The 1568-nt window shown below is 70.3% G+C and carries 3 protein-coding genes (1 of these 3 only partly in view); all 3 read right to left on the reverse strand.

Going from position 1 to position 1568, the window contains the following annotated elements:
• Nucleotides 1–47, reverse strand: part of the annotated coding region (locus K789_RS0109700) for an aminoglycoside phosphotransferase family protein (RefSeq protein ID WP_024366581.1) (this coding region is incomplete at its 3' end). 833 nt of the annotated region lie to the left of the window's left edge; 47 of its 880 annotated nt are in view.
• 40 nt (nt 48–87) lie between these two features.
• A complete protein-coding gene (locus K789_RS0109705) occupies nt 88–819 on the reverse strand; it encodes a VIT1/CCC1 transporter family protein (RefSeq protein ID WP_024366582.1) in 732 nt (243 codons plus the stop codon).
• A gap of 236 nt (nt 820–1055) precedes the next feature.
• Nucleotides 1056–1568: DUF4439 domain-containing protein (locus K789_RS0109710; RefSeq protein WP_128081597.1), on the reverse strand; the 513-nt coding region annotated here is incomplete at its 5' end.

Here is a 1568-nt window from a genome sequence, read left to right on the forward strand (position 1 = left end):
CGGCGGCTGAGGTCGGGCGGGATAGGGACGTCTGCAGGCTGGCTCATCGGATCCAGCGTAGTTCGCCCCGGCCGCCGGGCAGGACGGTCAGGCCGTGATGCCGCTGGCGCCGAGCCAGCTGCCGATCAGGAAGGTCGCGACCAGTGCCGCCGCCCCGCCGATCACCACACGGATGGCCGCCTTGGACTTCGAACCGCCGCCGATCCAGGCGCCGATGGCTCCGGTCAGGGCCAGGGCCACCAGCACGGCCACGAACGTCAGCGGAACACGGATGTTTTCCGGCGGCAGCAGGATGGCAAGCATGGGGAGGATTGCGCCGACCAGGAACGCCGCGGCGGAGGCGAAGGCGGCGTGCCAGGGGCTGACGATGTCCGTCTCGTCAATGTGGAGTTCGGCGGAAAGGTGCGCGCCAAGGGCATCGTGGGCGGTGAGTTCCAAGGCCACGGTGCGGGCGGTGTCGGCGCTGAGGCCCTTGCCCTGGTAGATGGCGGCGAGTTCCTCGAGTTCCTCTTCGGGCTGTTCGGCCAGCTCCCGGCGTTCCTTCTCGATCAGCGCCTGCTGGCTGTCCTTTTGGCTGCTCACAGAGACGTATTCGCCGAGGGCCATGGAAATTGCACCACCCACAACTCCGGCGGTACCGGCGATAAGGATGGGGCCGGAGTCCGTGGTGACGCCGGCGACGCCGACCACAATGGCGGCGACGGAGACGATGCCGTCGTTGGCGCCCAGCACACCTGCGCGCAGCCAGTTGAGCCGGTGCGCAATGTCGTTGTGGTGGGGCTCGTTCTCGTGCTGGGTGGGGGCGGCTTGACTGTCCATGACTACAGCAAACCACCGGCGCCCCCGGCCCACCAGTATTACGAGCCTAAGTTAGCCGCGGCTTGCCCGCCGCTCACCTCCCACGATCTGCGCAGCGGGGGCACTTTGGCGCGGACACGCCGGGTTCAGGACAGGTTTCGTGGCCTACGGACCTCAAAGCCGCCCCGGACGCCCGGCGGACGGAGGGGAGGAGCACAGGACGAGGAAGAGGAAGGAGCTAAGTAGCGCAGCAAGGGCTAGGGAAGCTCAGGGAACCCGTCCGGGTCCGCCGCCAGGCCGGGAAGAACGCCGGTGTCCGCACCCCAGAGGGCGGACCGGCGCGCGGCACCCACGAGGCCGGCGATGGCCCACTGCCGGGTCTGGCCCTCGCTCAGGGCCACCAGATCGCCATACACAGGCAGCGCCGAGGCCTCAAGTCCTCCGAGGCCGTCGCCGGGAGAAGCCAGGAACGCCGGTGCCATCGTGTACCCGGCTGCGCGCGGCGGAACGGGCGCGCAATGGATCCTGCTCAGTTCTTCCGCGCCGGCGGCGAGGGCCTCATGCCGGGCGAGCTGCTCCGACGCCGGGCCGGCCGCTGGCCCACCCAGCCGGGTCAGGGCCACCTGGTAGCCGTAGACGGTTTCCAGTTCGGTCTCGACCGTCGCCGCCAGCGCACCGGGAAGGGACGCAGCGGCAGCGTCAGCCCCGGGCGAAGACCCCGGGGACGACGACGGCGGTGCCGGGGCACTCGCGCACGCGCCGGACAGCCG

The organism is Arthrobacter sp. TB 26 (assembly GCF_000427315.1).
Taxonomy (GTDB): domain Bacteria; phylum Actinomycetota; class Actinomycetes; order Actinomycetales; family Micrococcaceae; genus Arthrobacter.

What these genes read in the sequence shown, in the direction of transcription:
- K789_RS0109705 (WP_024366582.1), bottom strand. Translation starts at nt 819, where the DNA reads ATGGACAGTCAAGCCGCCCCCACCCAGCACGAGAACGAGCCCCACCAC.